The organism is Streptomyces sp. NPDC051963 (assembly GCF_044593495.1).
Taxonomy (GTDB): Bacteria; Actinomycetota; Actinomycetes; order Streptomycetales; family Streptomycetaceae; genus Streptomyces.
This window is the reverse complement of sequence record NZ_JBIUCC010000009.1, coordinates 388970-415482: the sequence shown is the minus strand read 5'-3', so window position 1 is coordinate 415482 and position 26513 is coordinate 388970. Positions and strand designations below refer to the sequence as shown.

Genomic DNA, 26513 nt, shown 5'->3' with positions numbered 1-26513 from the left:
TGTCATCCGGAAGCGTCAAGTGGCTTTCTGTAGCAGGTAGTTACTCAGAGTTACAGATCGAGTCGGTAGCAGTGCCCCTCCAGCTTCGACTCCTGCGTCGTGAAGACCTCGGCGAGATGCATACCGAGCCGCTGCGTCACCGCGATCGACCGTGCGTTGCCGGCGAGGACCATCGCCACGACGCTCGGAACCCCCGCCGCCCGCACCCGCTCCAGCGTCATCTGCGCCGCGGCGGTGACATACCCCTTGCCCCAGTAGGTCCGTCCGAGCCGCCAGCCGATCTCGATCTCGCCCGTGGGACCCCAGTCCCGCTCCCACGGCTGGGCCCCGGTGAAGCCGATGACCTCGCCGGACTCGTCGAGCATGGTCCACAGGCAGAAGCCGCGTTCGGCGTCGTGCCGGCGCTGGCGGGCGGTGAGTTCCTCGTAGACGGACAGCTCGGCCGACTTGCCGCCGTGGAACTCCATGACGTCCGGGTCGTCGAAGATCCGATGCCAGGCGACGGCGTCCTCGTCGGTGGGGACGCGCAGCCGTACCAGGGGGAGCGCTCGGTTCACGGGGCAGCCCTTCAGCCGGGTGATCAGTAACGCTGAATAGACTGCCCATGTCCAGTGCCCGTCGGCACGCAGATTTCGAACTTGGGGAGATCCCGTCGTGACCGAGCCCCTCTCCGAAAACACCGCCGATGTGATCGTCGTCGGCGCGGGGCCAGCAGGCTCCACGACCGCGTACCACCTGGCGAAGGCAGGACTCGACGTACTGCTGCTGGAGAAGACCAGCTTCCCCCGCGAGAAGGTGTGCGGCGACGGCCTGACCCCGCGCGCCACCAAGCAGCTCGTCTCCATGGGCATCGACATCTCGGAAGAGGCCGGCTGGCTCCGCAACAAGGGGCTCAGGATCATCGGTGGAGGGGTGCGGCTCCAGCTGGACTGGCCGGATCTCGCCTCCTTCCCCGACTACGGCCTCGTCCGCAAGCGCGACGACTTCGACGAGCAGCTCGCCCGCCAGGCCCAGAAGGCGGGCGCTCGTCTGCATGAGCGCTGCAACGTCGGCGCCCCGATCATCGACGACCGCACCGGCCGCATCACCGGCGTGCACGCCAAGCTGGGCGAGGACAAACGCGAGGTCACCTTCCACGCGCCCCTGGTGGTCGCCGCCGACGGCAACTCCACCCGCCTCTCCCTGGCGATGGGCCTGCATCGCCGCGAGGACCGCCCGATGGGCGTCGCGGTCCGTACGTACTTCACCTCCCCGCGCCATGACGACGACTACCTGGAGTCCTGGCTGGAGCTGTGGGACCGCCGCGGGGCCGAGGACCGGCTGCTCCCGGGCTACGGCTGGATCTTCGGCATGGGCGACGGCACGTCGAACGTCGGCCTCGGCGTCCTGAACACCTCCGACTCCTTCAAGGAACTGGACTGGCGCGAGGTCCTCAAGGCCTGGTGCGCCTCCATGCCCGAGGACTGGGGCTACACCCCGGACAACATGACCGGCCCGATCCGCGGCGCCGCCCTGCCCATGGCCTTCAACCGCCAGCCCCACTACACCAAGGGCCTGCTGCTGGTCGGCGACGCCGGTGGCCTCGTGAACCCCTTCAACGGCGAGGGCATCGCCTACGCCATGGAGTCCGGCCAGATCGCCGCCGAGGTCATCGTCCAGGCACACGCGCGTGCCACGCCGGCCCAGCGTGAGATCGCCCTCCAGCGCTACCCGCGCGTCCTCAAGGACACCTACGGCGGCTACTACACGCTGGGCCGCGCCTTCGTGAAGCTCATCGGCAACCCGAAGGTCATGAAGATCGCGACCCAGCGCGGCCTGACCCACCCGCTCCTGATGAAGTTCACCCTGAAAATGCTGGCCAACCTCACCGACCCGACGGGCGGCGACGCGATGGACCGGATCATCAACGGGCTGAGCAAGGTGGCGCCGAAGGCCTGACCCGGCAACCCCGAACTCCCCTTCGTCCGCTGGCTGTTGTGTGGATGCTGTAGGTGGCCGGGAAACGGGGTTCCGGCCTCCGGCGCCCCTCCCTACCCTCCCGTAGTCATGACAACAGAACACACGCAGCAGCCCGAGCAGCAGTCCGGTCACACCCGTAGACGCTTCCTGGCGGGGGCGGGCGCCGGGGGAGTCGCCCTCGCGTTAGGAGCTGCCGGGGGCGCGGTCGCGGCGGCGTCCGGCAAGCGCGTCGCCGTCCTCGGTGGCGGGGTCTCCGGACTCAGCGCCGCCCACGAACTCGCCGAGCGCGGCTACGCGGTGACCGTCTACGAGTACTACGACACCCTCGGCGGCAAGGCCCGCTCGATGCCCTTCCCCGGCACGGCGGCCGGAGGAAGGGCGGACCTGCCCGCCGAACACGGCTTCCGGTTCTTCCCCGGCTTCTACCGCAACCTGCCGGACACGATGCGCCGCATACCCTTCCCCGGCAACGCGAACGGAGTCCACGACAACCTCCGCAGCGGCACGGAGGCCCTCTTCGCCCGTGCGGCCGGCCGCCCCGATCTGCACTTCCCGCTGCGCCGCCTCACCACCCCGCCCGCCCCCGGCGACCTCACCCCGTCCTGGATACGGGACCAGCTCCTGTCCGTCCTCGACCTCGGCACCCGCCTGCCCGCCCACGAGGCCGCCTACTTCGCCGACCGCCTCCTCGTCCACCTCACCAGCTGCGAGGCCCGCCGCCAGGACCAGTGGGAGAAGACCTCCTGGTGGGACTTCATCCGCGCGGAGGAGATGAGCGAGGAGTACCAGACCCTCCTCGGCATCGGCCAGACCCGCAATCTGGTGGCCACGCGCGCGGAGGTCGCCTCCACCCGAACCGTCGGCCGCATCATCATCGAGGCCCTGCTGCTGTGGGGTCTCCTCGGCCGCGGCATGGACGGCGACGCCGATGTCGACCGGGTCCTCAACGCTCCCACCAGCGAGGCCTGGATCGATCCGTGGGAGACCCATCTGCGCTCCCTCGGCGTCGAGTTCGTGCTGGGGACCGAGGTCAAGGAGATCCAGTACGAAGGCGGCCGGGTGAGCGGCGTACGGGTCTCCGCGCGCGACGGCGGCCAGGACCGCACCGTCACCTCCGACCACTACATCTCCGCCCTCCCCGTCGAACACGCCCGTCTCACGTGGGGCTCCGCCCTGCGCGCGGCCGACCGGCAGCTCGGGCGCTGCGACGCGCTTCAGACGGACTGGATGGTCGGCGTGATGTTCTACCTGCGCACCCCGACGCCCGTCGTCAACGGGCACATCAACTGCCTCGACTCACCCTGGTCGGTCACGGCCGTCGGCCAGGCCCAGTTCTGGGACGGACGGGACTTCGCACGCGACTACGGAGACGGCCGGGCCCACGACTGCCTTTCGGCCATCGTCTCCGAGTGGGACAAGCCGGGCATCCTGTACGGCAAGACGGCCCGTGAGTGCACACGCGAGGAGGTCGTCGCCGAGCTCTGGGCCCAACTGAAGGACGGTCTGAACGACTCCGGCAAGACGACCCTCACCGACGAGGACCGGCTCGGCTGGTTCATGGACCCGGCTGTGACGGGCCTGGGCGGCGGTGACCCGCAGAACCGCGAGCAACTCCTCATCCACCCCACGGGCACGCTCTACAGCCGCCCCACGGCCCGCACAAAGGTGCCCGGCTTCTATCTCGCGGGCGACTACGTCCGCACGGATGTGGACCTGGCGACGATGGAGGGCGCCAACGAGTCCGCGCGGCTGGCCGTCAACGCGCTGCTGGACGCGGACAATTCGGACGCCGAGCGCTGTGAGATCCAGGAGCTGTTCCGCCCGCCGGAGATGGAGCCCCTGAAACGCATCGACGAGGTCCGCTACCGGCTGGGTCTGCCCAACACCTTCGACCTCGGCTGAACGCCCCGGAGAACGCCCGGAGGGAACTCCGGAAGGGCCGCTGCCCCCGAGCGGCTGCGGCCCTTCCGGTCGTACGTTCGCTGTGCGCGGCTCAGAGCACGCGCACCGCACCGGACGCCGGGTACCCGGACAGGTCCTGGACCACAACGCCCTTGGACGGGTTCGCCGCGTCCAGGTACTGGCCGTTCCCGACGTAGACGCCCACGTGGTACGCGGATCCCTTGCCGCCCCAGTACAGGATGTCGCCGACCTGAACATCGGACAGGGGGACATCGGTGCCGGCCATCGACTGGTCCTGCGAGACCCGCGGAAGGTCCACGCCGACCTGCTTGAACGCGGCCTGCACCAGGCTGGAGCAGTCCCACGCGTCGGGGCCGGAGGCACCCATGACGTAGGCGTCGCCCAGCTGGGCCTGGAGGAAGGAGATGACCGTCGCGACACTGCCGCTGGCCGGGGCGGACACCGACGTGGAGGTGTCGGCGGAGAGCGTGGTCCGCTCGGAAGCGCGGGAGGTGGCGGCCTCGGCGGCGGCCCTGCGGGCCTCCTCAGCCTTCTTCTTGGCCTCGGCCTTCTGCTTCGCCTCGGCGAGGTCCTTCTTGGCCTCCTGAGCTGCCTTTGCGGCGGCCGCGTCACGCTCGGCCTGAAGCTCGTAGGTGGCCGCGGCCAGCTGGGTGGCCACCGCGGACTGCTCGACCTGGCCTGCCAGGTCGGCGGTGAGCGTGGGCAGTTCGAGCGTCTGCGTCACCGGCTCGGCAGCGTTCGCCGAAGCGGACGCGCCGGCCACTGCCACGGTGCTGAGGATGCCACCGGCAACTCCGGCACGCATCGCGACTGTCGACGCGTTGCGGCGGGGTTTCCGGTGGCTGCGTATGTGAGCGGTGTGGGACATGGGACTAACCGGTATCAGGGGCTCCTCCATACCTTCAAGAAACGTGTGGTGCGCCACAGTTGTTCAATCGGCGCCCCGAATCCCGGGCGCGTCACTCTTTATTGACGCCGTAACGGACATTGCGGACGCAGTCCATTCCGCCGGTGATCACGGCCTTTCTTTGATACGCCCGAATTGCCCCCCACCTACCACCGGTTGGGACAGGTGGCCAAGCCCCGCTCTCAGACGCCTCTCATGAGTGTGTCCGAGGTCACGCAACGGTCACGGCATTGAGTGCGTCCTGTGTGCGCGCCTTCAGTGGATCCGCTCGTGAACGCGTGCACGCGTCCACACCGCGCCCCGCACCTCCCTCTGATGTGTGAACGCGGTCCTCTACCAAGGCGTCCCGTCCAGCGCGAATTTGCATGCAAGGGAAGTCTCTTGATATGGAGACGCCGCCTCCCAACTGCGCCGACGAGCGGAAATATCACCTCTGGTGATCAGTCCGACGCTTCTTGTGCGAAGATCACCGCTCATCCGACTTCATGATCCTTCGTCAGGTGGTGGAGATCACAAAGCTTGTGCAATACCCCGTGTCGCAGATCACAGAGTGCCGGGCATAAGATGCGAGGCAGTTGGGCTTGTGACCTGCTTCACATGTTCTCGATCTTCGCCGGGACGAGCGGGGCTCGTGGGACGGGTGAGGCAGGTGTGAACCCGACCAACCGCCAGCAGTCAGTGCCGACTGAGAGGAGCGAGGAGCGGTGAACGCGTATGCGCCCATCCTCGTACTGGGAGCCCTCGGGGCAGGCTTTGCGATCTTCTCCGTGGTCATGGCCACGCTGATCGGTCCGAAGCGGTACAACCGGGCCAAGCTCGAGGCCTACGAATGCGGTATCGAGCCGACCCCCACGCCGGCCGGCGGCGGGCGCTTCCCCATCAAGTACTACCTGACGGCGATGCTCTTCATCGTCTTCGACATCGAGATCGTCTTCCTCTACCCGTGGGCCGTCACCTTCGACGCCCTGGGTGTTTTCGGGCTCGTGGAGATGCTGCTCTTCGTGCTCACCGTCTTCGTGGCCTACGCGTACGTATGGCGGCGCGGCGGTCTGGAATGGGACTGAGGGGCCTTTAACTCATGGGACTCGAAGAAAAGCTGCCGAGCGGCTTCCTGCTGACCACCGTCGAGCAGGCCGCGGGCTGGGTGCGTAAGTCGTCCGTCTTCCCCGCCACGTTCGGCCTCGCCTGCTGCGCCATCGAGATGATGACCACCGGCGCCGGCCGCTACGACCTGGCGCGCTTCGGCATGGAGGTCTTCCGCGGATCACCGCGCCAGGCGGACTTGATGATCGTCGCGGGCCGGGTCAGCCAGAAGATGGCGCCGGTGCTGCGGCAGGTCTATGACCAGATGCCGAACCCCAAGTGGGTGATCTCCATGGGGGTGTGCGCCTCCTCCGGCGGCATGTTCAACAACTACGCCATCGTCCAGGGCGTCGACCACATCGTCCCGGTCGACATCTATCTGCCCGGCTGCCCGCCACGGCCGGAGATGCTGATGGACGCGATCCTCAAGCTCCACCACAAGATCCAGACCTCCAAGCTCGGCGTGAACGCCGAGGAGGCGGCTCGTGAAGCGGAGGAAGCGGCCCTCAAGGCCCTGCCGACGATCGAGATGAAGGGGCTGCTGCGGTGAGCGACGCCAACGGCACCGGCGCGAACGGTGTGAACCCCGAGAAGGACCTCGGCACCGACAACCTCCCCGGCCAGCGTGGCGAGGGCGGTGAGGAGATCCGCGTCCAGCGCGGCATGTTCGGCGCCAGCAACGGCGGCGACACCTCCGGCTACGGCGGCCTGGTCCGCTCGATCCGGCTGCCGGGACCGACCGCCCGCCCCTACGGCGGCTGGTTCGACGAGGTCGCCGACGAGCTCGAGGGCGCACTGGAGGAACAGGGCCTCCTTCCCGAGAACGCGATCGAGAAGACGGTCGTCGACCGTGGCGAGCTCACCTTCCACATCGAACGTGAGCACCTGCTCCGTGTCGCCCGCACACTGCGCGACGACCCCGCCCTGCGCTTCGAACTCTGCACGGGCGTGAGCGGTGTCCACTATCTCCACGACAAGGGCCGCGAGCTGCACGCCGTCTACCACCTGCGCTCGATCACCCGTAACCGGCTGATCCGCCTCGAAGTCAGCGCCCCGGACGCCGACCCGCACATCCCGTCCCTGGTCTCCGTCTATCCGACGAACGACTGGCACGAGCGCGAGACCTACGACTTCTTCGGGATCGTCTTCGACGGTCACCCGGCCCTGACGCGGATCATGATGCCGGACGACTGGCAGGGCCACCCGCAGCGCAAGGACTACCCCCTCGGCGGCATCCCCGTCGAGTACAAGGGCGCCCAGATCCCGGCTCCGGACCAGCGGAGGTCGTACTCATGAGCACGCAGCACGCAACTCCGCGTGAGACCACCGAGGGCACCGTGTACACGGTCACCGGTGGCGACTGGGACGAGGTCGTCCAGTCCGCGGCCCGCGCCGACGACGAGCGCATCGTCGTCAACATGGGCCCCCAGCACCCCTCCACCCATGGGGTGCTCCGCCTGATCCTGGAGATCGACGGCGAGACGGTCACCGAGGCCCGCTGCGGCATCGGCTACCTCCACACCGGCATCGAGAAGAACCTCGAGTTCCGCACGTGGACGCAGGGCACCACCTTCGTCACGCGCATGGATTACCTGACGTCCTTCTTCAACGAGACCGCCTACTGTCTCGCCGTCGAGAAGCTCCTCGGCATCGAGGACGAGATCACCGAGCGCGCCAAGATCATCCGGGTGCTCCTGATGGAGCTGAACCGGCTGTCGTCCCACCTGGTGTGCATCGCCACCGGCGGCATGGAGCTCGGCGCCACCACGATCATGATCTACGGATTCCGTGATCGTGAAATGATTCTCGACATCTACGAGCTCATCACGGGCCTCAGGATGAACCACGCGTACATCCGCCCCGGCGGGCTCGCGCAGGATCTGCCGCCCGGTGCGGTGGACCACATCCGCGAGTTCGTGAAGAAGATGAAGAAGAACCTCCCGGAGTACGACAAGCTCGCCACCGGGAACCCCATCTTCAAGGCCCGTATGCAGGACGTCGGCTATCTCGACCTGTCCGGCTGCATGGCCCTCGGTGCCACCGGCCCGATCCTGCGCTCCACCGGCCTGCCGCACGACCTGCGCAAGACGCAGCCCTACTGCGACTACGACACCTACGACTTCGACATCCCGACCACCGACACCTGCGACTCCTACGGCCGCTTCCTGATCCGCCTGGAAGAGATGCGCCAGTCGCTCAGGATCGTCGAGCAGTGCCTGGACCGGCTGCAGCCCGGACCGGTCATGGTCGCCGACAAGAAGATCGCCTGGCCCGCCCAGCTCGCGCTGGGACCGGACGGGCTCGGCAACTCCCTCGATCACATCAAGAAGATCATGGGCACCTCCATGGAGGCCCTGATCCACCACTTCAAGCTGGTGACAGAGGGCTTCCGCGTGCCGCCGGGGCAGGCGTACGCAGCGGTCGAGTCCCCCAAGGGCGAACTCGGGGTGCACGCCGTGTCCGACGGAGGCACCCGCCCCTTCCGGGTCCACTTCCGCGACCCGTCCTTCACCAATCTTCAGGCCATGGCGGCGATGTGCGAGGGCGGCCAGGTGGCCGACGTCATCGTCGCCGTCGCGTCCATCGACCCCGTGATGGGAGGCGTCGACCGGTGACCACCACCCCCGAGGGTGTCAGCCTGGGCATGCCCCAACTGCCCGCGCCCGACTACCCGGACGACGTTCGAACGCGGCTGGAGACGGACGCGCGCGAGGTCATCGCCCGCTACCCGGACTCCCGGTCCGCACTCCTGCCGTTGCTGCACCTCGTGCAGGCGGAGGAGGGCCATGTCACGCGCACCGGGATGCAGTTCTGCGCGGACATGCTGGACCTGACCACGGCCGAGGTCACCGCGGTCGCGACCTTCTACACGATGTACCGGCGCAGGCCGAGCGGTGACTACCAGGTAGGCGTCTGCACCAACACGCTCTGCGCGGTGATGGGCGGGGACGCGATCTTCGAGGAGCTCCAGGAGCACCTCGGCGTCGGCAACGGGGAGACCACCGAGGACGGCAAGGTCACCCTGGAACACATCGAGTGCAATGCGGCCTGCGACTTCGCGCCGGTCGTGATGGTCAACTGGGAGTTCTTCGACAACCAGAGCCCGGTGAGCGCCAAGCGCCTCGTCGACGACCTCCGTGCGGGGCGCCCGGTCGAGCCCACGCGCGGGGCGCCGCTGTGCAGCTTCAAGGAGACCGCCCGGATCCTGGCCGGCTTCCCCGACGAGCGGCCCGGGGCCGTCGAGGCAAGCGGCGGAGCGGGACCCGCTTCGCTGGTGGGCCTCCGCCTGGCCAGGGGAGAGGTCGCACCCGCGCGCGTGGTCCATCCGCGGGAGGGCGGCCCGCACACCGAGCCGCAGGACAGGGCCGTACACGAGCCGTCGCCAGGGGAGCACCTGAGCTCGCACGACGCGCCGCAGGACACATCGGCCTCCGACCCGGCCCACCCGGCAGGGCCTACCGCCGAGGAGGGGGAGTGATGACCTTGGCACCCGAGTTCAAGGACACGAGTCCGGAGAAGCTGCTCGCACCCGTGCTGTCGGCCTTCTGGGACGAGGACAGGTCCTGGACGCTGGACGTCTACCGAAGGCACGAAGGATACGAGGGGCTTCGCAAGGCACTCGCCATGTCGCCGGACGACCTCATCGCGTATGTGAAGGAGTCCGGGCTGCGTGGCCGCGGTGGCGCGGGATTCCCGACGGGAATGAAATGGCAGTTCATTCCGCAGGGCGATGGAAAACCGCACTATCTAGTTGTCAACGCCGACGAATCGGAGCCGGGAACCTGTAAGGACATCCCGCTCCTCTTCGCGAACCCGCACAGCCTCATCGAGGGCATGATCATCGCGTGTTATGCCATCAGGTCGTCGCATGCCTTCATCTATCTGCGTGGTGAAGTCGTCCCAGTGCTGCGGCGGTTGCACTCGGCCGTGAGCGAGGCCTATGCGGCCGGCTACCTCGGCAAGAACATCCTCGGTAGCGGCCTCGATCTCGATATCACCGTGCACGCGGGCGCCGGCGCGTACATCTGCGGTGAAGAGACCGCACTGCTCGACTCGCTCGAAGGCCGTCGGGGTCAACCGCGGCTCCGTCCCCCCTTCCCTGCCGTCGCGGGCCTCTATGCCTGCCCGACTGTGGTGAATAACGTCGAATCGATCGCGTCAGTTCCCGCCATCCTGAAAAACGGCAAGGAATGGTTCAGGTCGATGGGCAGCGAGAAGTCGCCTGGCTTCACGCTCTACTCGCTCAGCGGCCATGTCACCAATCCGGGCCAGTACGAGGCGCCGCTCGGCATCACGCTCCGCCAGCTCCTCGACATGAGCGGTGGCATGCGGCCGGGGCATCGCCTCAAGTTCTGGACGCCGGGCGGGTCCTCGACGCCGATGTTCACCGACGAGCACCTCGACGTCCCTCTTGACTACGAAGGAGTGGGCGCCGCGGGTTCCATGCTCGGCACGAAGGCCCTCCAGTGCTTCGACGAGACGACCTGCGTCGTGCGCGCCGTCACCCGCTGGACCGAGTTCTACGCCCACGAGTCCTGCGGCAAGTGCACCCCGTGCCGCGAAGGGACGTACTGGCTCGTGCAGTTGCTGCGCGACATCGAGGCCGGCAAGGGCGTGATGACCGACCTCGACAAGCTGGGCGACATCGCCGACAACATCAACGGCAAGTCCTTCTGCGCCCTCGGCGACGGTGCCGCCTCGCCGATCTTCTCCTCGCTGAAGTACTTCCGCGAGGAGTACGAGCAGCACATCACGGGCCGCGGCTGCCCCTTCGACCCGGCCAAGTCGACGGCCTGGGCCGACCGCACGGAGGTGAACGCATGACCGTGACCACCAACGCTCCCTCCGGAGGGGGAGAGGCGGCGGTCCCGCCGGAAGACCTCGTCACGCTGACGATCGACGGCGTGGAGATCAGCGTGCCCAAGGGCACCCTGGTCATCCGGGCCGCCGAACAACTCGGCATCGAGATCCCCCGGTTCTGCGACCATCCCCTCCTCGATCCGGCCGGCGCCTGCCGTCAGTGCATCGTCGAGGTCGAGGGCCAGCGCAAGCCGATGGCGTCCTGCACGATCACGTGCACGGACGGGATGGTGGTGAAGACCCACCTCACCTCGCCGGTCGCCGAGAAGGCGCAGCACGGTGTGATGGAGCTGCTGCTCATCAACCACCCGCTGGACTGCCCTGTCTGCGACAAGGGCGGCGAGTGCCCGCTGCAGAACCAGGCCATGTCGCACGGCCAGGCCGAGTCCCGCTTCGAAGGGAAGAAGCGGACCTACGAGAAGCCGGTCCCGATCTCCACGCAGGTGCTGCTGGACCGGGAGCGGTGCGTGCTCTGCGCCCGCTGCACCCGGTTCTCCAACCAGATCGCGGGCGACCCGATGATCGAGCTCCTCGAGCGGGGCGCGCTCCAGCAGGTCGGTACCGGTGAGGGCGACCCCTTCGAGTCGTACTTCTCCGGCAACACCATCCAGATCTGCCCGGTCGGCGCGCTCACCTCGGCGGCGTACCGCTTCCGCTCCCGCCCCTTCGACCTCGTCTCCTCGCACTCCGTGTGCGAGCACTGCTCCGGCGGCTGCGCGACCCGCACCGACCACCGGCGCGGCAAGGTCATGCGACGCCTCGCGGCCAACGACCCCGAGGTCAACGAAGAGTGGATCTGCGACAAGGGGCGCTTCGGCTTCCGGTACGCGCAGCAGCGGGGCCGGATCGATACGCCGCTGGTGCGCAACGCCGAGGGCGAGCTGGTCCCCGCTTCGTGGCCCGAAGCCCTTCAGATCGCAGCCCAGGGGCTGCTCGCCTCACGTGGTCGCACCGGCGTGCTGACCGGCGGCCGTCTCACCGTCGAGGATGCCTACGCCTACAGCAAGTTCGCGCGCGTGGCGCTCGACACGAACGACATCGACTTCCGCGCGCGCGTGCACACCGGCGAGGAGGCCGACTTCCTGGCCGCCCGGGTCGCCGGGCGGGGCCGGGATCTCGACGGTACGGGCGTCACGTACACCTCTCTGGAGAAGGCGCCCGCGGTCCTGCTGGTCGGGTTCGAGGCCGAAGAGGAGGCGCCCGGCGTCTTCCTGCGGCTGCGCAAGGCATGGCGGGGACACGGGCAGAAGGTGTTCGCGCTGGCCACGCACGCCACGCGTGGGCTGGAGAAGGCGGGAGGCACGCTGCTGCCCGCCGCTCCCGGCACCGAGACCGAGTGGCTGGACGCGCTCGCGAGCGGGGTGGGCCTGGAGGACGACGGCGCGAAAGCCGCCGAGGCGGTGCGCACCGAGGGTGCGGTGATCGTCGTCGGTGAGCGGCTGGCCGCGGTGGCGGGCGGGCTCACCGCCGCGGTACGGGCCGCGTCCGCGACCGGCGCCCAACTGGTGTGGATCCCGCGCCGGGCCGGCGAGCGGGGCGCGATCGAGGCGGGTGCGCTGCCGTCGGTGCTGCCCGGCGGGCGCCCGGCCACCGACCCACGCGCGCGTGAGGAGGTCGCAGCGGTTTGGGGTGTCGCCGAACTCCCGCACCGCTACGGCCGTGACACCGGCCAGATCGTCGAGGCCGCTGTCGCCGGCGAACTCCAGGCGCTGCTCGTGGCGGGCGTCGAGATCGCCGACCTGCCCGACCCGGCACGCACGCGTGAAGCACTTCACGAGGTGGGCTTCGTGGTGTCACTGGAGCTGCGGCCCAGCGAGGTCACCGAGCTCGCCGACGTCGTGCTGCCCGTCGCCGCGGTGGCCGAGAAGGCCGGCACGTTCCTCAACTGGGAAGGCCGAGTGCGTCTCTTCGAGGCCGCGCTCAAGCCCGACCAGATGACCCGCACCCTCGCGCCGACCGACGCGCGTGCACTTCAGATGCTGGCCGACGCCATGGACGTACACCTGGGGCTGCCGGATCTGCGTACCGCGCGTGCGGAGCTGGACCGGCTCGGTGCCTGGGACGGGCCGCGGGCCACCGAACCGCTGGAGACCGCGGGCGTGCTGCCGCGGCCGGCCGCCGGGGAGGCCGTGCTCGCCGGACACCGGTTGCTGCTCGACCAGGGTCGCCTCCAGGAAGGCGACGACGCGCTCGCCGGGACCCGGCACGCCGCCCACGCGCGTGTGTCGGCCGCGACGGCCGCCGAGGCGGGCGTCAAGGACGGCGACATCCTCGCCGTGACCGGAACCGCGGGATCGGTCGAACTGCCCCTCAGGATCACGGAGATGCCCGACCGGGTGGTCTGGCTCCCGCTGAACTCCACCGGCGGGGGCGTCGCCTCCGACACCGGGGCGCTGCCCGGCTCCCTCGTCCGCATCGGCCCGGCAACCCGTCCGTCCGAGGCCCCCAAGGAGGTGGAGGCATGAACGCGTACTTCGCCGCTGAAGACCTCTCGATGTTCGGCCGCGACCCCTGGTGGCTGGTCGTCATCAAGGCGGTGTTCTGCTTCGCCTTCCTGATGGTGACCGTGCTCTTCTCCATCGTCTGGGAGCGCAAGGTCGTTGCCTGGATGCAGCTGCGCATCGGCCCCAACCGGCACGGCCCCTGGGGCATGCTCCAGTCGCTCGCCGACGGCATCAAGCTGATGCTCAAGGAAGACCTCATCGTCAAACGCGCGGACAAGGCGGTCTACGTCCTCGCGCCGATCGTCGCGGCCGTCCCGGCCTTCATGGCGATCGCGGTGATCCCCTTCGGGCCGGCCGGCAACGAGATCTCGATCTTCGGCCACCGCACCACGATGCAGCTCACCGACCTGCCGATCGCGATGCTCTACATCCTCGCGGTCGCCTCGGTCGGCATCTACGGCATCGTCCTTGCGGGCTGGAGTTCCGGATCCACCTATCCGCTCCTCGGCGGCCTGCGCTCCTGCGCACAGATGATCTCGTACGAGATCGCCATGGGCGCCGCCTTCGCCTCCGTCTTCCTCTACTCGGGGTCGATGTCCACGTCGGCGATCGTCGAGGCGCAGCAGGACCGCTGGTACATCATCCTGCTGCCGGTCTCCTTCGTGATCTACATCGTCACGATGGTCGGCGAGACCAACCGCGCGCCGTTCGACATGCCGGAGTCCGAGGGCGACCTGGTCGGCGGCTTCAACACCGAGTACTCGTCGATCAAGTTCGCGATGTTCATGCTCGCCGAGTACGTGAACATGGTGACCGTCTCGGCGGTGGCGACCACGCTCTTCCTGGGCGGCTGGCGGGCACCCTGGCCGGTCAGCACCTTCTGGGAGGGCGCGAACCACGGCTGGTGGCCGATGCTCTGGTTCGTCGTCAAGGTCCAGTTGCTGTTGTTCTTCTTCATCTGGCTGCGCGGCACGCTCCCGCGGGTCCGCTACGACCAGCTGATGAAGCTCGGCTGGAAGGTTCTCATCCCGGTCTCCGTGGTCTGGCTGATGCTGGTCGCCACGGTGCGGACGCTGCGGAACGAGAACTACGACTTCGCCGATATCGCCCTCTATGTCGGTGGCGGTGTCCTCGCCCTGCTGCTGCTCTCCTTCCTCGCCGACATGTTCCGCGAGAAGGGGAAGGCGGCCGACCGGTCCGCCGAAGGGCCCCCGGCCTTCGACCCGATGGCGGGCGGATTCCCCGTACCGCCACTGCCGGGACAGGAGTTGCCGCCGGTGCCCCGGCGCCGTTCGCGCCGCGAGCGGGAGTTGATTGTCAGTGGTGGGCCGGATACTGCCAGTGACGGATCTCTGGATGGAAAGGAGGCGTCCGATGGCTGAGGAGCCCAAGGAGGCCGGGCAGACGAAGCCTGGTTTCCAGAACCCCGTGGCCGGCTTCGGCGTGACCTTCAAGGCCATGTTCAAGAAGCGGCTGACCGAGCAGTACCCGGAGCAGCAGAAGACCACCGCCCCACGGTTCCACGGACGGCACCAGCTCAACCGCCATCCGGACGGCCTGGAGAAGTGCGTCGGCTGCGAGCTGTGCGCCTGGGCCTGTCCCGCCGACGCGATCTATGTCGAGGGCGCGGACAACACGGACGAGGAGCGCTACTCGCCGGGCGAGCGGTACGGCCGCGTCTACCAGATCAATTACGCCCGCTGCATCCTGTGCGGCCTGTGCATCGAGGCGTGCCCCACGCGCGCGTTGACGATGACGAACGAGTTCGAGCTCGCCGACTCCAGCCGCGCCAACCTGATCTACACCAAGGAGCAGCTGCTGGCCGGCCTCGAGGACGGCATGGTCGACTCGCCGCACGCCATCTACCCGGGGATGGACGAGCAGGACTACTACCGGGGCCTGGTCACGGAGGCCGCGCCCGGCACCGAGCCGCAGACGGCCGTCTCCAAGGGAGAGAAGCCCGAGGAAAAGGGGGTGGGCGCATGAGCGCGCAGCTCGCCGCCTATTCGACCTCCACCGGAGAGGCCTTCCAGTTCTGGGTCCTCGGCACCGTCGCGGTGATCGGCGCCCTGTGCACCGTCTTCATGAGAAGGGCCGTGCACAGCGCGCTCTGCCTCGCCGGGACCATGATCATTCTGGCGGTGTTCTACCTCGCCAACGGCGCCTACTTCCTGGGCGTCGTGCAGATCGTCGTCTACACCGGCGCGATCATGATGCTGTTCCTCTTCGTGGTGATGCTCGTCGGCGTGACGGCGGCGGACTCCTTGAAGGAGACCATCAAGGGCCAGCGTTGGCTGGCCCTTCTCTGCGGGCTCGGCTTCGGCATCCTCCTGGTCGCGGGCATCGGCAACGCCTCCCTGAAGGAGTTCAACGGCCTGGCGCAGGCGAACGCGAACGGCAATGTGGAGGGCATCGCGACCCTCCTCTTCACCAAGTACGTCTTCGCCTTCGAAATCACCGGAGCCCTGCTCATCACGGCGGCCATCGGCGCCATGGTCCTCACCCACCGCGAGCGCACCGAGCGGGCCAAGACCCAGCGCGAGCTGGCCGAGGAGCGCGTGCGCGAGGGCAAGCACCTTCCGCCGCTGCCCGCGCCCGGTGTCTACGCCCGGCACAACGCGGTGGACATCGCGGGCCTCCTGCCCGACGGCACCCCGTCCGAGCTCACCGTCAGCAAGACGCTGCGTGAGCGCGGCCAGATCCGTGATGTGTCCGCCGAGGCGATCAGCGACCTCAAGGCCCTGGAGCAGCGCGCCGAAGACCGTCTGGAGCGCACGAACAGCGGGGAGGCGTCGAAGTGAACCCGGTCAACTACGTGTATCTCGCCGCCCTGTTGTTCACGATCGGCGCCACCGGCGTGCTCATCCGGCGGAACGCGATCGTCCTCTTCATGTGCGTCGAGCTGATGCTCAACGCCTGCAACCTCGCGCTGGTCGCCTTCTCCCGGATGCACGGCAATCTCGACGGTCAGGTCATCGCGTTCTTCACGATGGTCGTCGCCGCCGCGGAGGTCGTGGTCGGGCTCGCGATCATCGTGTCGCTGTTCCGTTCCCGCCACTCGGCCTCGGTCGACGACGCCAGCCTGATGAAGCTCTGAGGGGTCGCTGAATCGTGGAGAACCTGATTGCGCTGCTGATCGCGGCGCCTCTGCTCGGAGCGGCCGTACTGCTGTGCGGCGGTCGGCGGCTCGATGCCGTCGGCCACTGGATCGGGACGGTCCTCGCGGCCGCTTCCTTCGTGATCGGCGTCGTCCTCTTCGTCGACATGCTGGGGAAGGGCGCCGAGGAACGCGAGCTCAGCCAGCACCTGTTCAGCTGGGTACCGGTCGAGAGCTTCCAGGCGGACGTCGCCTTCCAGCTCGACCAGCTGTCGATGACGTTCGTGCTGCTGATCACCGGCGTCGGCTCGCTGATCCACCTCTACTCGATCGGGTACATGGAGCACGACGAGCGGCGCCGCCGCTTCTTCGGCTACCTGAACCTGTTCCTCGCGGCGATGCTGCTGCTCGTCCTAGCCGACAACTACCTCCTGCTGTACGTCGGCTGGGAGGGCGTCGGTCTCGCGTCCTACCTGCTGATCGGCTTCTGGCAGCACAAGCCCAGCGCGGCGACCGCCGCCAAGAAGGCCTTCCTGGTCAACCGGGTCGGCGACATGGGCCTGTCGATCGCGATCATGCTGATGTTCACGACGTTCGGGACCTTCGCGTTCGGCCCGGTGCTCGGCACCCACGAAGAGGCGGGCCTCTCCTCGGACGCGAGCGAGGGCACACTCACGGGTATCGCCCTGATGCTGCTCCTGGCAGCCTGCGGCAAGTCCGCCCAGGTGCCGCTTCAGTCCTGGCTCGGGGACGCGATGGAGGGCCCGACCCCGGTCTCGGCCCTCATCCACGCCGCGACGATGGTGACCGCGGGCGTCTACCTGATCGTCCGCTCCGGCGCGATCTTCAACGCGGCGCCCGACGCGCAGCTGGTGGTCACCATCGTCGGTGCCGTCACGCTCCTGTTCGGTGCGATCGTCGGTTGCGCGAAGGACGACATCAAGAAGGCGCTGGCCGGCTCGACCATGTCGCAGATCGGCTACATGATCCTCGCCGCGGGCCTCGGCCCCATCGGCTACGTCTTCGCGATCATGCACCTGGTGACGCACGGCTTCTTCAAGGCCGGGCTGTTCCTCGGCGCCGGTTCGGTGATGCACGGCATGAACGACGAGGTCGACATGCGCAAGTACGGTGGCCTGCGCACCTACATGCCGATCACCTTCGTCACCTTCGGCCTCGGCTATCTCGCCATCATCGGCTTCCCCGGCCTGTCCGGCTTCTTCTCCAAGGACAAGATCATCGAGGCGGCGTTCGCCAAGGGCGGCACAGAGGGCTGGATCCTCGGCGGCGCGGCCCTGCTGGGCGCGGCCATCACGGCGTTCTACATGACGCGCGTGATGCTGATGACCTTCTTCGGCGAGAAGCGCTGGCAGCCCGATGCGGACGGCCATGAGCCGCACCCGCACGAGTCGCCGCGGTCCATGACGATCCCGATGATCGTGCTGGCCTTCGGATCGGTCTTCGCCGGCGGGTTCTTCAGCATCGGCGACCGCTTCCTGCACTGGCTGGAGCCCGTCACCGGGCACGACCACGGCGACTCTCCGCTCAGCGCGACCACGGTCACCCTGGCCACCATGGTGGTCCTGGTGCTCGGCGTCGCCCTCGCCTACGCCCAGTACGGCCGCCGCCCGGTCCCGGTCCTCGCCCCGCGCGGATCGCTGCTCACCCGGGCCGCCCGCCGCGACCTGCTCCAGGACGACTTCAACCACGTCGTCCTGGTCCGCGGCGGCGAGCACCTCACGCGGTCCCTGGTGTACGTCGACCACACCCTGGTCGACGGAGTCGTCAACGGCACGGCGGCCTCGGTCGGCGGCCTCTCCGGACGCTTGCGCAAGCTGCAGAACGGCTATGCGCGGTCGTACGCGTTCTCGATGTTCGGCGGTGCGGCCATCCTCGTCGCCGCGACCCTGCTGATGAGGGCGGTCTGATACCGATGTCCTTTCCACTGCTGACAGCGACGGCGGCGCTCCCGGCCATCGGGGCGATCGCCACGGCCGCCGTACCGGCCGCGCAGCGCACCGCCGCCAAGTGGCTGGCGCTGCTGGTCTCGTTGGCCACCCTCGGGCTGGCCATCACGACGCTGGTGCGTTTCGATCCGGACGGCGACCGCTACCAGCTCACCGAATCCCACGCCTGGATCGCGGAGTTCGGGGTCAAATACGAGCTGGGTGTGGACGGCATCGCGGTGGTGCTGCTCGTGCTGACCGCCCTGCTGATCCCGTTCATCATCCTCGCGGGCTGGCACGACGCCGACCCCCTGGAGACCGGAAGCAGGCGCTGGCGTCCGACGCAGGGCTTCTTCGCCCTCATCCTGGCCGTCGAGGCGATGGTGATCATCTCCTTCGAGGCCACCGACGTCTTCCTCTTCTACATCTTCTTCGAAGCCATGCTGATCCCGATGTACTTCCTCATCGGCGGCTTCGGGGACCGTGCCCACGAGCACGGAGAGAAGGCGGCGTCGACGCAACGGTCGTACGCGGCGGTGAAGTTCCTGCTCTACAACCTGGTCGGCGGCCTGATCATGCTGGCCGCGGTGATCGGCCTGTATGTGGTCGCCGGGAACTTCTCGCTGACGGAGATCGCCGAGGCGCGGGCCAACGGCTCGCTCGACATGGCGACCAACACCGAACGCTGGCTGTTCCTGGGCTTCTTCTTCGCCTTCGCGGTGAAGGCCCCGCTGTGGCCGCTGCACACCTGGCTGCCCAACGCGATGGGGGAGGCCACCGCTCCGGTCGCCGTCCTCATCACGGCGGTCGTCGACAAGGTGGGCACCTTCGCGATGCTCCGCTTCTGCCTCCAGCTGTTCCCGGAGGCGTCGAAGTGGGCGACGCCCGCCATCCTCGTACTGGCGCTGATCAGCATCATCTACGGGGCGCTGGTCGCCGTGGGCCAGCGGGACATCAAGCGGCTGGTGGCGTACGCGTCGATCTCGCACTTCGGGTTCATCATCATGGGCATCTTCGCGATGACCAGCCAGGGCCAGTCGGGCGCGACGCTGTACATGGTCAACCACGGAATCTCGACGGCCGCGTTGATGCTGGTGGCCGGCTTCCTGATCTCGCGGCGCGGCTCGCGGCTCATCGCGGACTACGGAGGCGTGCAGAAGGTCGCTCCGGTGCTCGCCGGGACCTTCCTGATCGGAGGTCTGGCGACCCTGTCGCTGCCGGGGCTCGCGCCCTTCGTGAGTGAATTCCTGGTCCTGGTCGGCACGTTCGCGCGCTACCCGGTGATCGGCATCATCGCCACCTTCGGCATCGTCCTCGCCGCGCTGTACACCCTCGTCCTCTACCAGAGGACGATGACCGGCCCGGTGAAGCCCGAAGTGGCGGCGATGCCGGATCTCAGGGTGCGTGAACTCGTGGTCGTCGCCCCGCTGGTCGCGTTGCTGATCGTCCTGGGCGTCTACCCGAAGCCCGTCACGGACATCGTCAACCCGGCGGTCCAGCAGACCATGTCCGACGTGGACCAGAAGGATCCCCAGCCCGAGGTGGAGGCGGCCAAGTGAGTACAGCAGTCGTCCACAGCCTGTGGACAACCGCGGCCGATCCGATCTCGAAGATCGAGTCGCCGAAGATCGAATACGGACAATTGTCGCCGACCCTGATCGTCGTCGGTGCGGCGGTGGTCGGGGTACTGGTCGAGGCGCTGGTGCCGCGCAAGGCCCGCTACTACGTGCAGGTGTTCGTCTCCGTGGTCGCGCTCGTCGCCGCGTTCGCCGCGGTCGTCGCGCTCGCGGCGGACGGATACGGCACCACCCGTGCGGGCATCGCGGCGATGGGAGCGATCGCCGTCGACGGCCCGGCACTGTTCCTCCAGGGCACCATCCTGCTGGCCGGTCTGGTGGGCCTGTTCACCTTCGCCGAACGGAGGTTGGACCCGGCGGCGCACGGCAACCGGGTGGACTCGTTCGCCGCGCAGGCCGCCTCCGTGCCGGGCAGCGACAGCGAAAAGGCCGCGGTCAAGGCGGGGTTCACCACCACCGAGGTGTTCCCCCTGCTGCTGTTCGCGATCGCGGGCATGCTGGTCTTCCCCGCGGCCAATGACCTGTTGACGCTGTTCATCGCCCTGGAAGTCTTCTCGCTGCCGCTGTACCTGCTGTGCGCGCTCGCCCGCCGCAAGCGGCTGATGTCGCAGGAGGCCGCGGTCAAGTACTTCCTGCTCGGCGCGTTCGCCTCCGCGTTCACGCTGTTCGGCATCGCGCTGCTGTACGGCTACGCGGGCTCGGTGTCGTACGCCACGATCGCCCAGGTCGTCGACGGCACGGTCACGAACGTCACCCCGGCCCTCGCGGACACCATGGGCAACGACGCACTGCTGCTCATCGGCGCCGCGATGATCGTGATGGGCCTGCTGTTCAAGGTGGGCGCGGTGCCGTTCCACATGTGGACGCCGGACGTCTATCAGGGCGCGCCGACCCCGGTCACCGGCTTCATGGCGGCCGCGACCAAGGTGGCCGCGTTCGGAGCGCTGCTCAGGATCCTGTACGTCGTGCTGCCCGGCCTGCGCTGGGACTGGCGGCCGGTCATGTGGGCGGTCGCGATCGTCACCATGCTCGGCGGTGCGATCGTCGCGATCACACAGACCGACATCAAGCGCCTGCTGGCGTACTCGTCGATCGCGCACGCGGGCTTCATCCTCGCGGGCGTCATCGCGACCACGCCGGACGGAGTGTCGTCCGTCCTCTTCTATCTGGCCGCCTACTCGTTCGTGACGATCGGCGCGTTCGCGGTGGTCACGCTCGTACGGGATGCCGGTGGTGAGGCGACGCACCTGTCCAAGTGGGCCGGTCTCGGGCGCCGTTCGCCGCTGGTGGCGGCCGTGTTCGCGGTGTTCCTGCTGGCCTTCGCGGGCATTCCGCTGACCTCCGGCTTCGCCGGGAAGTTCGCCGTGTTCAAGGCGGCGGCGGAGGGCGGCGCGGCCCCGCTGGTCGTGGTCGGCGTGATCTCGTCGGCGATCGCCGCGTTCTTCTACATCCGCGTCATCGTGCTGATGTTCTTCAGCGAACCGCGGCCCGAGGGCCCGACCGTCGCCGTGCCGTCGGCGATGACGACGACGGCCATTGCGGTGGGCGTCGCCGTCACGCTGGTACTCGGTGTGGCACCGCAGTACTTCCTGGACCTGGCGAGCCAGGCGGGAGTGTTCGTGCGCTGACCGATCCGCACATGCGGCCGCCCGGCACCCCTGTTTCGGGGTGCCGGGCGGTTGCGTGTGAGGGCGCCTGTCGGTTCCCGGATCGGGTCGCCGTCACCCCAGCCTGTCGGGCGATCACGAGAGAGAACGGGTGAAGCCTGTGGATAACTCCGGGGCTGTCGGTGCGGGCGCCTATCGTGGACGCAGTGGTCGAGGCACGACGTACGGGGGCACGGCGATGGGTGGGACGGGCGGGATCGGTGGAATGACAGCGGTAGCCGAGAGTGAGGCTCTTGCCACGCTGCACAGGGTCTTCGGGTACGACGCCTTCCGCGGCGAGCAGGAAGCGGTCATCGAGCATGTCGTGGCCGGCTCAGACGCCGTCGTGCTCATGCCGACCGGCGGCGGCAAGTCGCTGTGCTATCAGATCCCGTCCCTGGTCAGACCCGGTACGGGCGTGGTCGTCTCGCCGCTCATCGCGCTGATGCAGGACCAGGTCGACGCGCTGCGGGCGCTCGGTGTGCGCGCCGGGTTCATGAACTCCACTCTGGACTTCGACGAGCGCCGGGTGGTCGAGGCCGAGTTCCTGGCGGGCGAACTGGACCTGCTGTACCTGGCCCCCGAGCGACTGCGGCTGGACTCCACCCTCGATCTGCTCTCCCGGGGCAAGATCGCCGTCTTCGCGATCGACGAGGCGCACTGCGTGTCCCAGTGGGGCCACGACTTCCGCCCCGACTACCTGGCCCTCTCCCTGCTCGGCGAGCGCTGGCCGGACGTCCCGCGGATCGCGCTCACGGCCACGGCCACGCACGCGACCCACCAGGAGATCACCCAGCGGCTGAACATGCCGACGGCCCGCCACTTCGTGGCGAGCTTCGACCGGCCCAACATCCAGTACCGGATCGTGCCGAAGGCCGACCCCAAGAAGCAGCTGCTGGGCTTCCTGCGCGAGGAGCACGCGGGCGACGCGGGCATCGTGTACTGCCTCTCCCGCAAGTCGGTGGAGTCGACGGCCGAGTTCCTGAGCCGCAACGGCATCGAGGCGGTGCCGTACCACGCCGGCCTGGACTCGGGCACGCGCGCGGCGCACCAGTCCCGGTTCCTACGGGAGGACGGCCTGGTCGTGGTGGCGACCATCGCCTTCGGGATGGGCATCGACAAGCCGGACGTACGGTTCGTCGCGCATCTGGATCTGCCGAAGTCGGTGGAGGGGTACTACCAGGAGACAGGACGTGCGGGCCGAGACGGGCTGCCGTCCAACGCCTGGATGGCGTACGGGCTCAACGACGTCATACAGCAGCGCAAACTGATCCAGTCGGGCGAGGGCGACGAGGCGTTCCGGCGACGGGCCGCCGCCCACCTGGACTCCATGCTGGCCCTGTGCGAGACGGCGCAGTGCCGCCGGGCACAGCTCCTCGCCTACTTCGGTCAGGACCCCGATCCGGCGGGCTGCGGCAACTGCGACACCTGCCTGACTCCGCCGGAGACATGGGACGGCACCGTCGCGGCGCAGAAGGCGCTGTCGACGGTGGTGCGGCTCCAGCGGGAGCGCGGGCAGAAGTTCGGCGCGGTGCAGATCGTCGACATCCTGCTGGGCAAGCGCACCGGCAAGGTGATCCAGTTCGACCATGACCAGCTGTCCGTCTTCGGTATCGGCGAGGAGCTGTCCGAGGGCGAATGGCGGGGCGTCGTAAGGCAGTTGCTGGCACAGGGGCTGCTCGCGGTCGAGGGGGAGTACGGCACGCTGGTGCTGACCGAGGCCAGCGGGGCGGTGCTGCGGCGGGAGCGGGAGGTGCCGCTGCGCAAGGAGCCGAAGAAGCCGGCGTCCGCGCGCACCACGTCCTCTTCGTCCGGCCGAGGCGCGGGCAAGTCCAAGGCGGCCGTGGCCGAGCTGCCCGAGGAGCTGCTGCCCGCCTTCGAGGCGCTGCGTGCCTGGCGCGCCGAGCAGGCCCGCGAGCAGGGCGTTCCGGCGTACGTCATCTTCCACGACGCCACGCTCCGGGAGATCGTCACGGTGTGGCCGACGTCGGTGCGGGGGCTGGGCGGCATCAGCGGCGTCGGTGAGAAGAAGCTCGCCACGTACGGGGAGGGCGTCGTCGCGGTACTGGCTTCGCTGGAGGGCGGGCCGTCCGGCTCCGCTCCGGCGGCCGCCGGAGCGGCGGGAGACGACGACCACTGGCCCGAGATGGACGCGGAACCGGAACCGGACGACTGGATATGACGGTCTGGGCCGTCGGCCCTCAGCGGTCGGTCGTCGGCCCTCTGCCGGGTCGGCCCGTCGGCTCTCTGCCGGGTCGGCCGGTCCGCCCTCAGCACGGTCGGCTCGTCCGCCCTCAGCAGGATCGGCCGACGGCACTCCTCACAGCGCCCGGACCGCGTACGCCCTGACGTCCGCGTCCGAGTCGGACGTGACCGTGGCGAGAGCCGTGCGGGCCTGTTCGGTGTGGCGGTGCCGGGTCAGGGCCAGGACGGCGGCCTTGCGGACGTCGGCGTTCGGGTCCGTGAGGACCTCGGTCAGGGCCGGCACGGCCACCTCCGGCTCGGCGGTGGACAGCGCCTTGGCGGCACCGGACCGCACCTGCCAGGCCGGATCGGCCAGGGCGGTCACGGCGCGGGCGGCGAGCGGGGGCGTGCAGCCGGTGGTGCCCAGCGCGGTGTAGGCGGCGCCGCGGACCAGGACGTCCAGGTCCCCGGTGAGCCGGTCCAGGGTGCCGTTGAGGAGCTCGCGGTCCACCGCCGGGAGGGTGGTTGCGCCGACGCCGGCCAGCGCCTTGGCCACGGCGACGCGGACCTCACGGGAGGGGTCGTCGGCGGCCCGTGCCAGAGGGGGCACCGCGTCGATGGAGACGAGTGCGCGCACGGCCTCGATGCGGACGGCGATGTCGGGGTCGTCCAGGGCGGCGGCGAACACATCGGAGTCGCCCAGCCGTAGGGCGCGCAGAAGGTCGAGGGCGGCGGCCCGGACGACGGGGTCGGCCTCGGCGAGCGCACCGGCGAGGGCGTCCCGCAGGGCGGGTTCGGGCGGGAGGGTCTCGACGAGCTCGCGCAGGGAGGCCGCGGCGGCCGATCGGACGCCGGCGTCGGGGTCGGAGAGGGCGCCGGCCAGCGCCCGTCCGGTGCCTGAGGGCGCGGTCTCCGTGAGGACGGTGACTGCCGTTCGGCGGACCGAGGGGTCGGGGTCGGTCAAGTAGGGCTCGACGAGGGCGAGTTCGGGCTGCTCCTCGGCGAGGGTCAGCAGTTCCAGGAGCCGGGGTGAGGCGGTGTCCCGTGCGCTGTCCGGGGACTCGGTGACGCGCGGGGACGTGGGCTCCGTCGCCATCGGTGGCACGTCCCGCGCCCCGGCCGTGGCCACGTGCTCGGGACGGATCTCGCCGAGATGCCGGGAGGGACCGCCGGTCGGGGTGAACTCCTCGATCGGGACCAGATAGGGAGCCACGGGACGGGCCGTGAACTCCATCGCACCAGAGGGGGACTTGTGCAGATCGAGATGGTGGAACCAGGACGCGTCGTCACGCCGGGGGTGGTCGAGACGCTCGTGATAGAGGCCCCAGCGGGACTCCGTACGGGCCAGGGAGGCGCGCGCGGCCATCTCCGCGCAGTCGCGGATGAAGGAGACCTCGGCGCAGCGCATCAGCTCGTGCGGGGTGTGGGCCCCCATCGAGGCGATGTCCTCGTGCATCCGCTCGAAGGCCTCCAGGGCCAGCGAGAGGCGGGCTCCCGACTTCGGCGGGGCCACGTAGTCGTTCACGAAGCGGCGCAGTTTGTACTCGACCTGGGTCTGCGGTGGGCCGTCCGGGTTGTGCAGCGGGCGGTAGATCAGCTCGTGCGCATCGCGGAGCTGGTCGAGGGGCAACTCCCCTTCGTACGGCGAGTACTGGGACGCGTCCGCGCCCGCGAGGTCGCCGAAGACGAACGCGCCGATCATGTAGTTGTGCGGGACGCAGGCCAGATCGCCGGCGGCGTACAGACGGGGCACGGTCGTACGGGCGCGGTCGTCGACGCGGACGCCGGAGGCGGAGTGGCCGCCGCACAGGCCGATCTCGGAGATGTGCATCTCGACGTCATGGGTGCGGTAGTCGTGACCGCGGCCGGAGTGGAAGGTGCCACGGGTCGGCCGCTCCGTGGAGTGCAGGATCGACTCCAGGGCGGAGATCGACTCCTCCGGAAGGTGGCTCAGCTTGAGGTACACCGGGCCCCGGTCCGAGGCCACCTCGGCCGCGAACTCGGACATCATCTGCCCGGACCAGTAGTCGGAGTCGACGAAGCGTTCGCCGTGCCGGTTGACCTGGTAGCCGCCGAAGGGGTTGGCGACGTAGGCGCAGGCGGGGCCGTTGTAGTCCTTGATCAGCGGGTTGATCTGGAAGCACTCGATGCCGGTCAGCTCGGCGCCCGCGTGGTAGGCCATGGCGTAGCCGTCGCCGGCGTTGGTCGGGTTCTCGTAGGTGCCGTAGAGGTAGCCGGAGGCGGGCAGACCGAGGCGGCCGCAGGCCCCGGTCGCCAGGATCACCGCGCCGGCGCGGACGGTGACGAAGGCGCCCGTGCGCGTGTTGAAGCCGACCGCCCCCACGGCCCGCCCCTGAGCCGTCAGCACCCGCACCGGCATCACCCGGTTCTCGATGCGGATCCGTTCCCGCATCTCGCGTCGCCGCAGTTGTCGGTACAGGACCTTTTTGACGTCCTTGCCCTCCGGCATCGGCAGCACGTACGAGCCGGAGCGATGTACCTGCCGCACCGCGTACTCGCCGTGCTCGTCCTTCTCGAACTTCACGCCGTACGACTCCAGGCGCTGCACCATCGCGAAGCCGCGGGTCGCGGTCTGGCGGACGGTGGACTGGTCGACGATGCCGTCGTTGGCGCGGGTGATCTCGGCGACGTAGTCGTCGGGTTCGGCGCGGCCGGGGATGACCGCGTTGTTGACGCCGTCCATGCCCATGGCGAGGGCGCCGGAGTGGCGGACGTGGGCCTTCTCCAGGAGCAGCACGTCGGCTCCGTGCTCGGCGGCGGTCAGTGCGGCCATGGTGCCGGCGGTGCCGCCGCCGATGACGAGGACGTCGCAGCTGATCTCCTCGGCGTCGGTGAGGGCCGGAATCTGCACAGGGGTGTCCACCGG

20 protein-coding genes are annotated in these 26513 nt (G+C 69.0%); 17 read left to right on the top strand and 3 right to left on the bottom strand.

All coding sequences use genetic code 11. The annotated features are described in order from the left end of the window. Positions 1-50: 50 nt before the first annotated feature. The gene (locus ACIHFB_RS36310) at positions 51-557 is read right to left on the bottom strand and encodes a GNAT family N-acetyltransferase (protein ID WP_365281356.1); all 507 of its coding nucleotides are present in this window, start codon (positions 555-557) and stop codon (positions 51-53) included. Positions 558-654: 97 nt separating this feature from the next. Between ACIHFB_RS36310 and ACIHFB_RS36305 the strand changes: the two genes are divergently transcribed. Then, entirely contained in the window at positions 655-1938 is a 1284-nt protein-coding gene (locus ACIHFB_RS36305; RefSeq protein WP_365281353.1) for a geranylgeranyl reductase family protein, read from the top strand. A gap of 108 nt (positions 1939-2046) precedes the next feature. Beyond that, the gene (locus tag ACIHFB_RS36300; protein ID WP_400129115.1) at positions 2047-3861 is read left to right on the top strand and encodes an FAD-dependent oxidoreductase; all 1815 of its coding nucleotides are present in this window, start codon (positions 2047-2049) and stop codon (positions 3859-3861) included. A gap of 91 nt (positions 3862-3952) precedes the next feature. Here ACIHFB_RS36300 and ACIHFB_RS36295 read toward each other — a convergent pair whose 3' ends face one another. After that, complete coding sequence (locus tag ACIHFB_RS36295) at positions 3953-4780, bottom strand: C40 family peptidase (protein WP_400129114.1); 828 nt, start codon at positions 4778-4780, stop codon at positions 3953-3955. A 713-nt stretch (positions 4781-5493) separates the two neighbouring features. Here ACIHFB_RS36295 and ACIHFB_RS36290 point away from each other — a divergent pair. The 15 genes from ACIHFB_RS36290 (at position 5494) to recQ (ending at position 23624) form a co-directional block, all read left to right on the top strand. Further along, positions 5494-5853 carry an NADH-quinone oxidoreductase subunit A gene (locus tag ACIHFB_RS36290; protein ID WP_007383963.1) on the top strand — a complete coding sequence of 120 codons (360 nt, stop codon included), beginning with the start codon at positions 5494-5496 and terminating at the stop codon, positions 5851-5853. 14 nt (positions 5854-5867) lie between these two features. Then, positions 5868-6422 (top strand): NADH-quinone oxidoreductase subunit B family protein, encoded by a 555-nt coding sequence (locus ACIHFB_RS36285; RefSeq protein ID WP_043442859.1) that lies wholly within the window; start codon positions 5868-5870, stop codon positions 6420-6422. After that, positions 6419-7168, top strand: a complete 750-nt coding sequence (locus tag ACIHFB_RS36280) for an NADH-quinone oxidoreductase subunit C (protein WP_365281343.1) — start codon at positions 6419-6421, stop codon at positions 7166-7168. Before ACIHFB_RS36285 ends, ACIHFB_RS36280 begins: the two co-directional genes overlap by 4 nt. After that, positions 7165-8487 (top strand): NADH-quinone oxidoreductase subunit D, encoded by a 1323-nt coding sequence (locus ACIHFB_RS36275; protein WP_365281340.1) that lies wholly within the window; start codon positions 7165-7167, stop codon positions 8485-8487. The genes ACIHFB_RS36280 and ACIHFB_RS36275 overlap by 4 nt, the downstream gene beginning before the upstream one ends. A gap of 29 nt (positions 8488-8516) precedes the next feature. Further along, a complete protein-coding gene (gene nuoE / locus ACIHFB_RS36270) occupies positions 8517-9350 on the top strand; it encodes an NADH-quinone oxidoreductase subunit NuoE (protein ID WP_365281672.1) in 834 nt (277 codons plus the stop codon). Continuing rightward, positions 9350-10696, top strand: coding sequence for an NADH-quinone oxidoreductase subunit NuoF (nuoF, locus tag ACIHFB_RS36265; protein WP_400129113.1), 1347 nt, complete (start codon positions 9350-9352; stop codon positions 10694-10696). Before nuoE ends, nuoF begins: the two co-directional genes overlap by 1 nt. Beyond that, complete coding sequence (locus ACIHFB_RS36260) at positions 10693-13197, top strand: NADH-quinone oxidoreductase subunit G (protein ID WP_400129112.1); 2505 nt, start codon at positions 10693-10695, stop codon at positions 13195-13197. The genes nuoF and ACIHFB_RS36260 overlap by 4 nt, the downstream gene beginning before the upstream one ends. Continuing rightward, a complete protein-coding gene (nuoH, locus tag ACIHFB_RS36255) occupies positions 13194-14558 on the top strand; it encodes an NADH-quinone oxidoreductase subunit NuoH (RefSeq protein ID WP_400129111.1) in 1365 nt (454 codons plus the stop codon). The genes ACIHFB_RS36260 and nuoH overlap by 4 nt, the downstream gene beginning before the upstream one ends. Next, entirely contained in the window at positions 14551-15162 is a 612-nt protein-coding gene (gene nuoI / locus ACIHFB_RS36250; RefSeq protein WP_400129110.1) for an NADH-quinone oxidoreductase subunit NuoI, read from the top strand. The genes nuoH and nuoI overlap by 8 nt, the downstream gene beginning before the upstream one ends. Next, positions 15159-15977, top strand: coding sequence for an NADH-quinone oxidoreductase subunit J (locus ACIHFB_RS36245; protein ID WP_365281326.1), 819 nt, complete (start codon positions 15159-15161; stop codon positions 15975-15977). Before nuoI ends, ACIHFB_RS36245 begins: the two co-directional genes overlap by 4 nt. Continuing rightward, positions 15974-16273: an NADH-quinone oxidoreductase subunit NuoK gene (gene nuoK / locus ACIHFB_RS36240; RefSeq protein WP_365281323.1), complete on the top strand. Its 300-nt coding sequence runs from the start codon at positions 15974-15976 to the stop codon at positions 16271-16273. The genes ACIHFB_RS36245 and nuoK overlap by 4 nt, the downstream gene beginning before the upstream one ends. Positions 16274-16287: 14 nt before the next feature. Continuing rightward, positions 16288-18201 carry an NADH-quinone oxidoreductase subunit L gene (gene nuoL / locus ACIHFB_RS36235; RefSeq protein WP_400129108.1) on the top strand — a complete coding sequence of 638 codons (1914 nt, stop codon included), beginning with the start codon at positions 16288-16290 and terminating at the stop codon, positions 18199-18201. 5 nt (positions 18202-18206) lie between these two features. Further along, positions 18207-19778, top strand: a complete 1572-nt coding sequence (locus tag ACIHFB_RS36230; RefSeq protein WP_365281317.1) for an NADH-quinone oxidoreductase subunit M — start codon at positions 18207-18209, stop codon at positions 19776-19778. After that, a complete protein-coding gene (gene nuoN, locus ACIHFB_RS36225) occupies positions 19775-21424 on the top strand; it encodes an NADH-quinone oxidoreductase subunit NuoN (RefSeq protein WP_365281314.1) in 1650 nt (549 codons plus the stop codon). The genes ACIHFB_RS36230 and nuoN overlap by 4 nt, the downstream gene beginning before the upstream one ends. A 217-nt stretch (positions 21425-21641) precedes the next feature. Further along, positions 21642-23624, top strand: coding sequence for a DNA helicase RecQ (gene recQ / locus ACIHFB_RS36220; protein WP_365281311.1), 1983 nt, complete (start codon positions 21642-21644; stop codon positions 23622-23624). Between the two features lie 138 nt (positions 23625-23762). Here recQ and ACIHFB_RS36215 read toward each other — a convergent pair whose 3' ends face one another. Continuing rightward, a complete protein-coding gene (locus tag ACIHFB_RS36215) occupies positions 23763-26510 on the bottom strand; it encodes a fumarate reductase/succinate dehydrogenase flavoprotein subunit (RefSeq protein WP_400129107.1) in 2748 nt (915 codons plus the stop codon). Positions 26511-26513 lie beyond the last annotated feature (3 nt).

Excerpts from the sequence above, each read along its gene's own strand:
- ACIHFB_RS36300 (WP_400129115.1), top strand. The coding sequence starts at position 2,047 with ATGACAACAGAACACACGCAGCAGCCCGAGCAGCAGTCCGGTCACACC.
- ACIHFB_RS36295 (WP_400129114.1), bottom strand. The coding sequence starts at position 4,780 with ATGGAGGAGCCCCTGATACCGGTTAGTCCCATGTCCCACACCGCTCAC.
- ACIHFB_RS36285 (WP_043442859.1), top strand. The coding sequence starts at position 5,868 with ATGGGACTCGAAGAAAAGCTGCCGAGCGGCTTCCTGCTGACCACCGTC.
- ACIHFB_RS36275 (WP_365281340.1), top strand. The coding sequence starts at position 7,165 with ATGAGCACGCAGCACGCAACTCCGCGTGAGACCACCGAGGGCACCGTG.
- nuoE (WP_365281672.1), top strand. The coding sequence starts at position 8,517 with ATGCCCCAACTGCCCGCGCCCGACTACCCGGACGACGTTCGAACGCGG.
- nuoF (WP_400129113.1), top strand. The coding sequence starts at position 9,350 with ATGACCTTGGCACCCGAGTTCAAGGACACGAGTCCGGAGAAGCTGCTC.
- ACIHFB_RS36260 (WP_400129112.1), top strand. The coding sequence starts at position 10,693 with ATGACCGTGACCACCAACGCTCCCTCCGGAGGGGGAGAGGCGGCGGTC.
- nuoH (WP_400129111.1), top strand. The coding sequence starts at position 13,194 with ATGAACGCGTACTTCGCCGCTGAAGACCTCTCGATGTTCGGCCGCGAC.
- nuoI (WP_400129110.1), top strand. The coding sequence starts at position 14,551 with ATGGCTGAGGAGCCCAAGGAGGCCGGGCAGACGAAGCCTGGTTTCCAG.
- ACIHFB_RS36245 (WP_365281326.1), top strand. The coding sequence starts at position 15,159 with ATGAGCGCGCAGCTCGCCGCCTATTCGACCTCCACCGGAGAGGCCTTC.
- ACIHFB_RS36230 (WP_365281317.1), top strand. The coding sequence starts at position 18,207 with ATGTCCTTTCCACTGCTGACAGCGACGGCGGCGCTCCCGGCCATCGGG.
- recQ (WP_365281311.1), top strand. The coding sequence starts at position 21,642 with ATGGGTGGGACGGGCGGGATCGGTGGAATGACAGCGGTAGCCGAGAGT.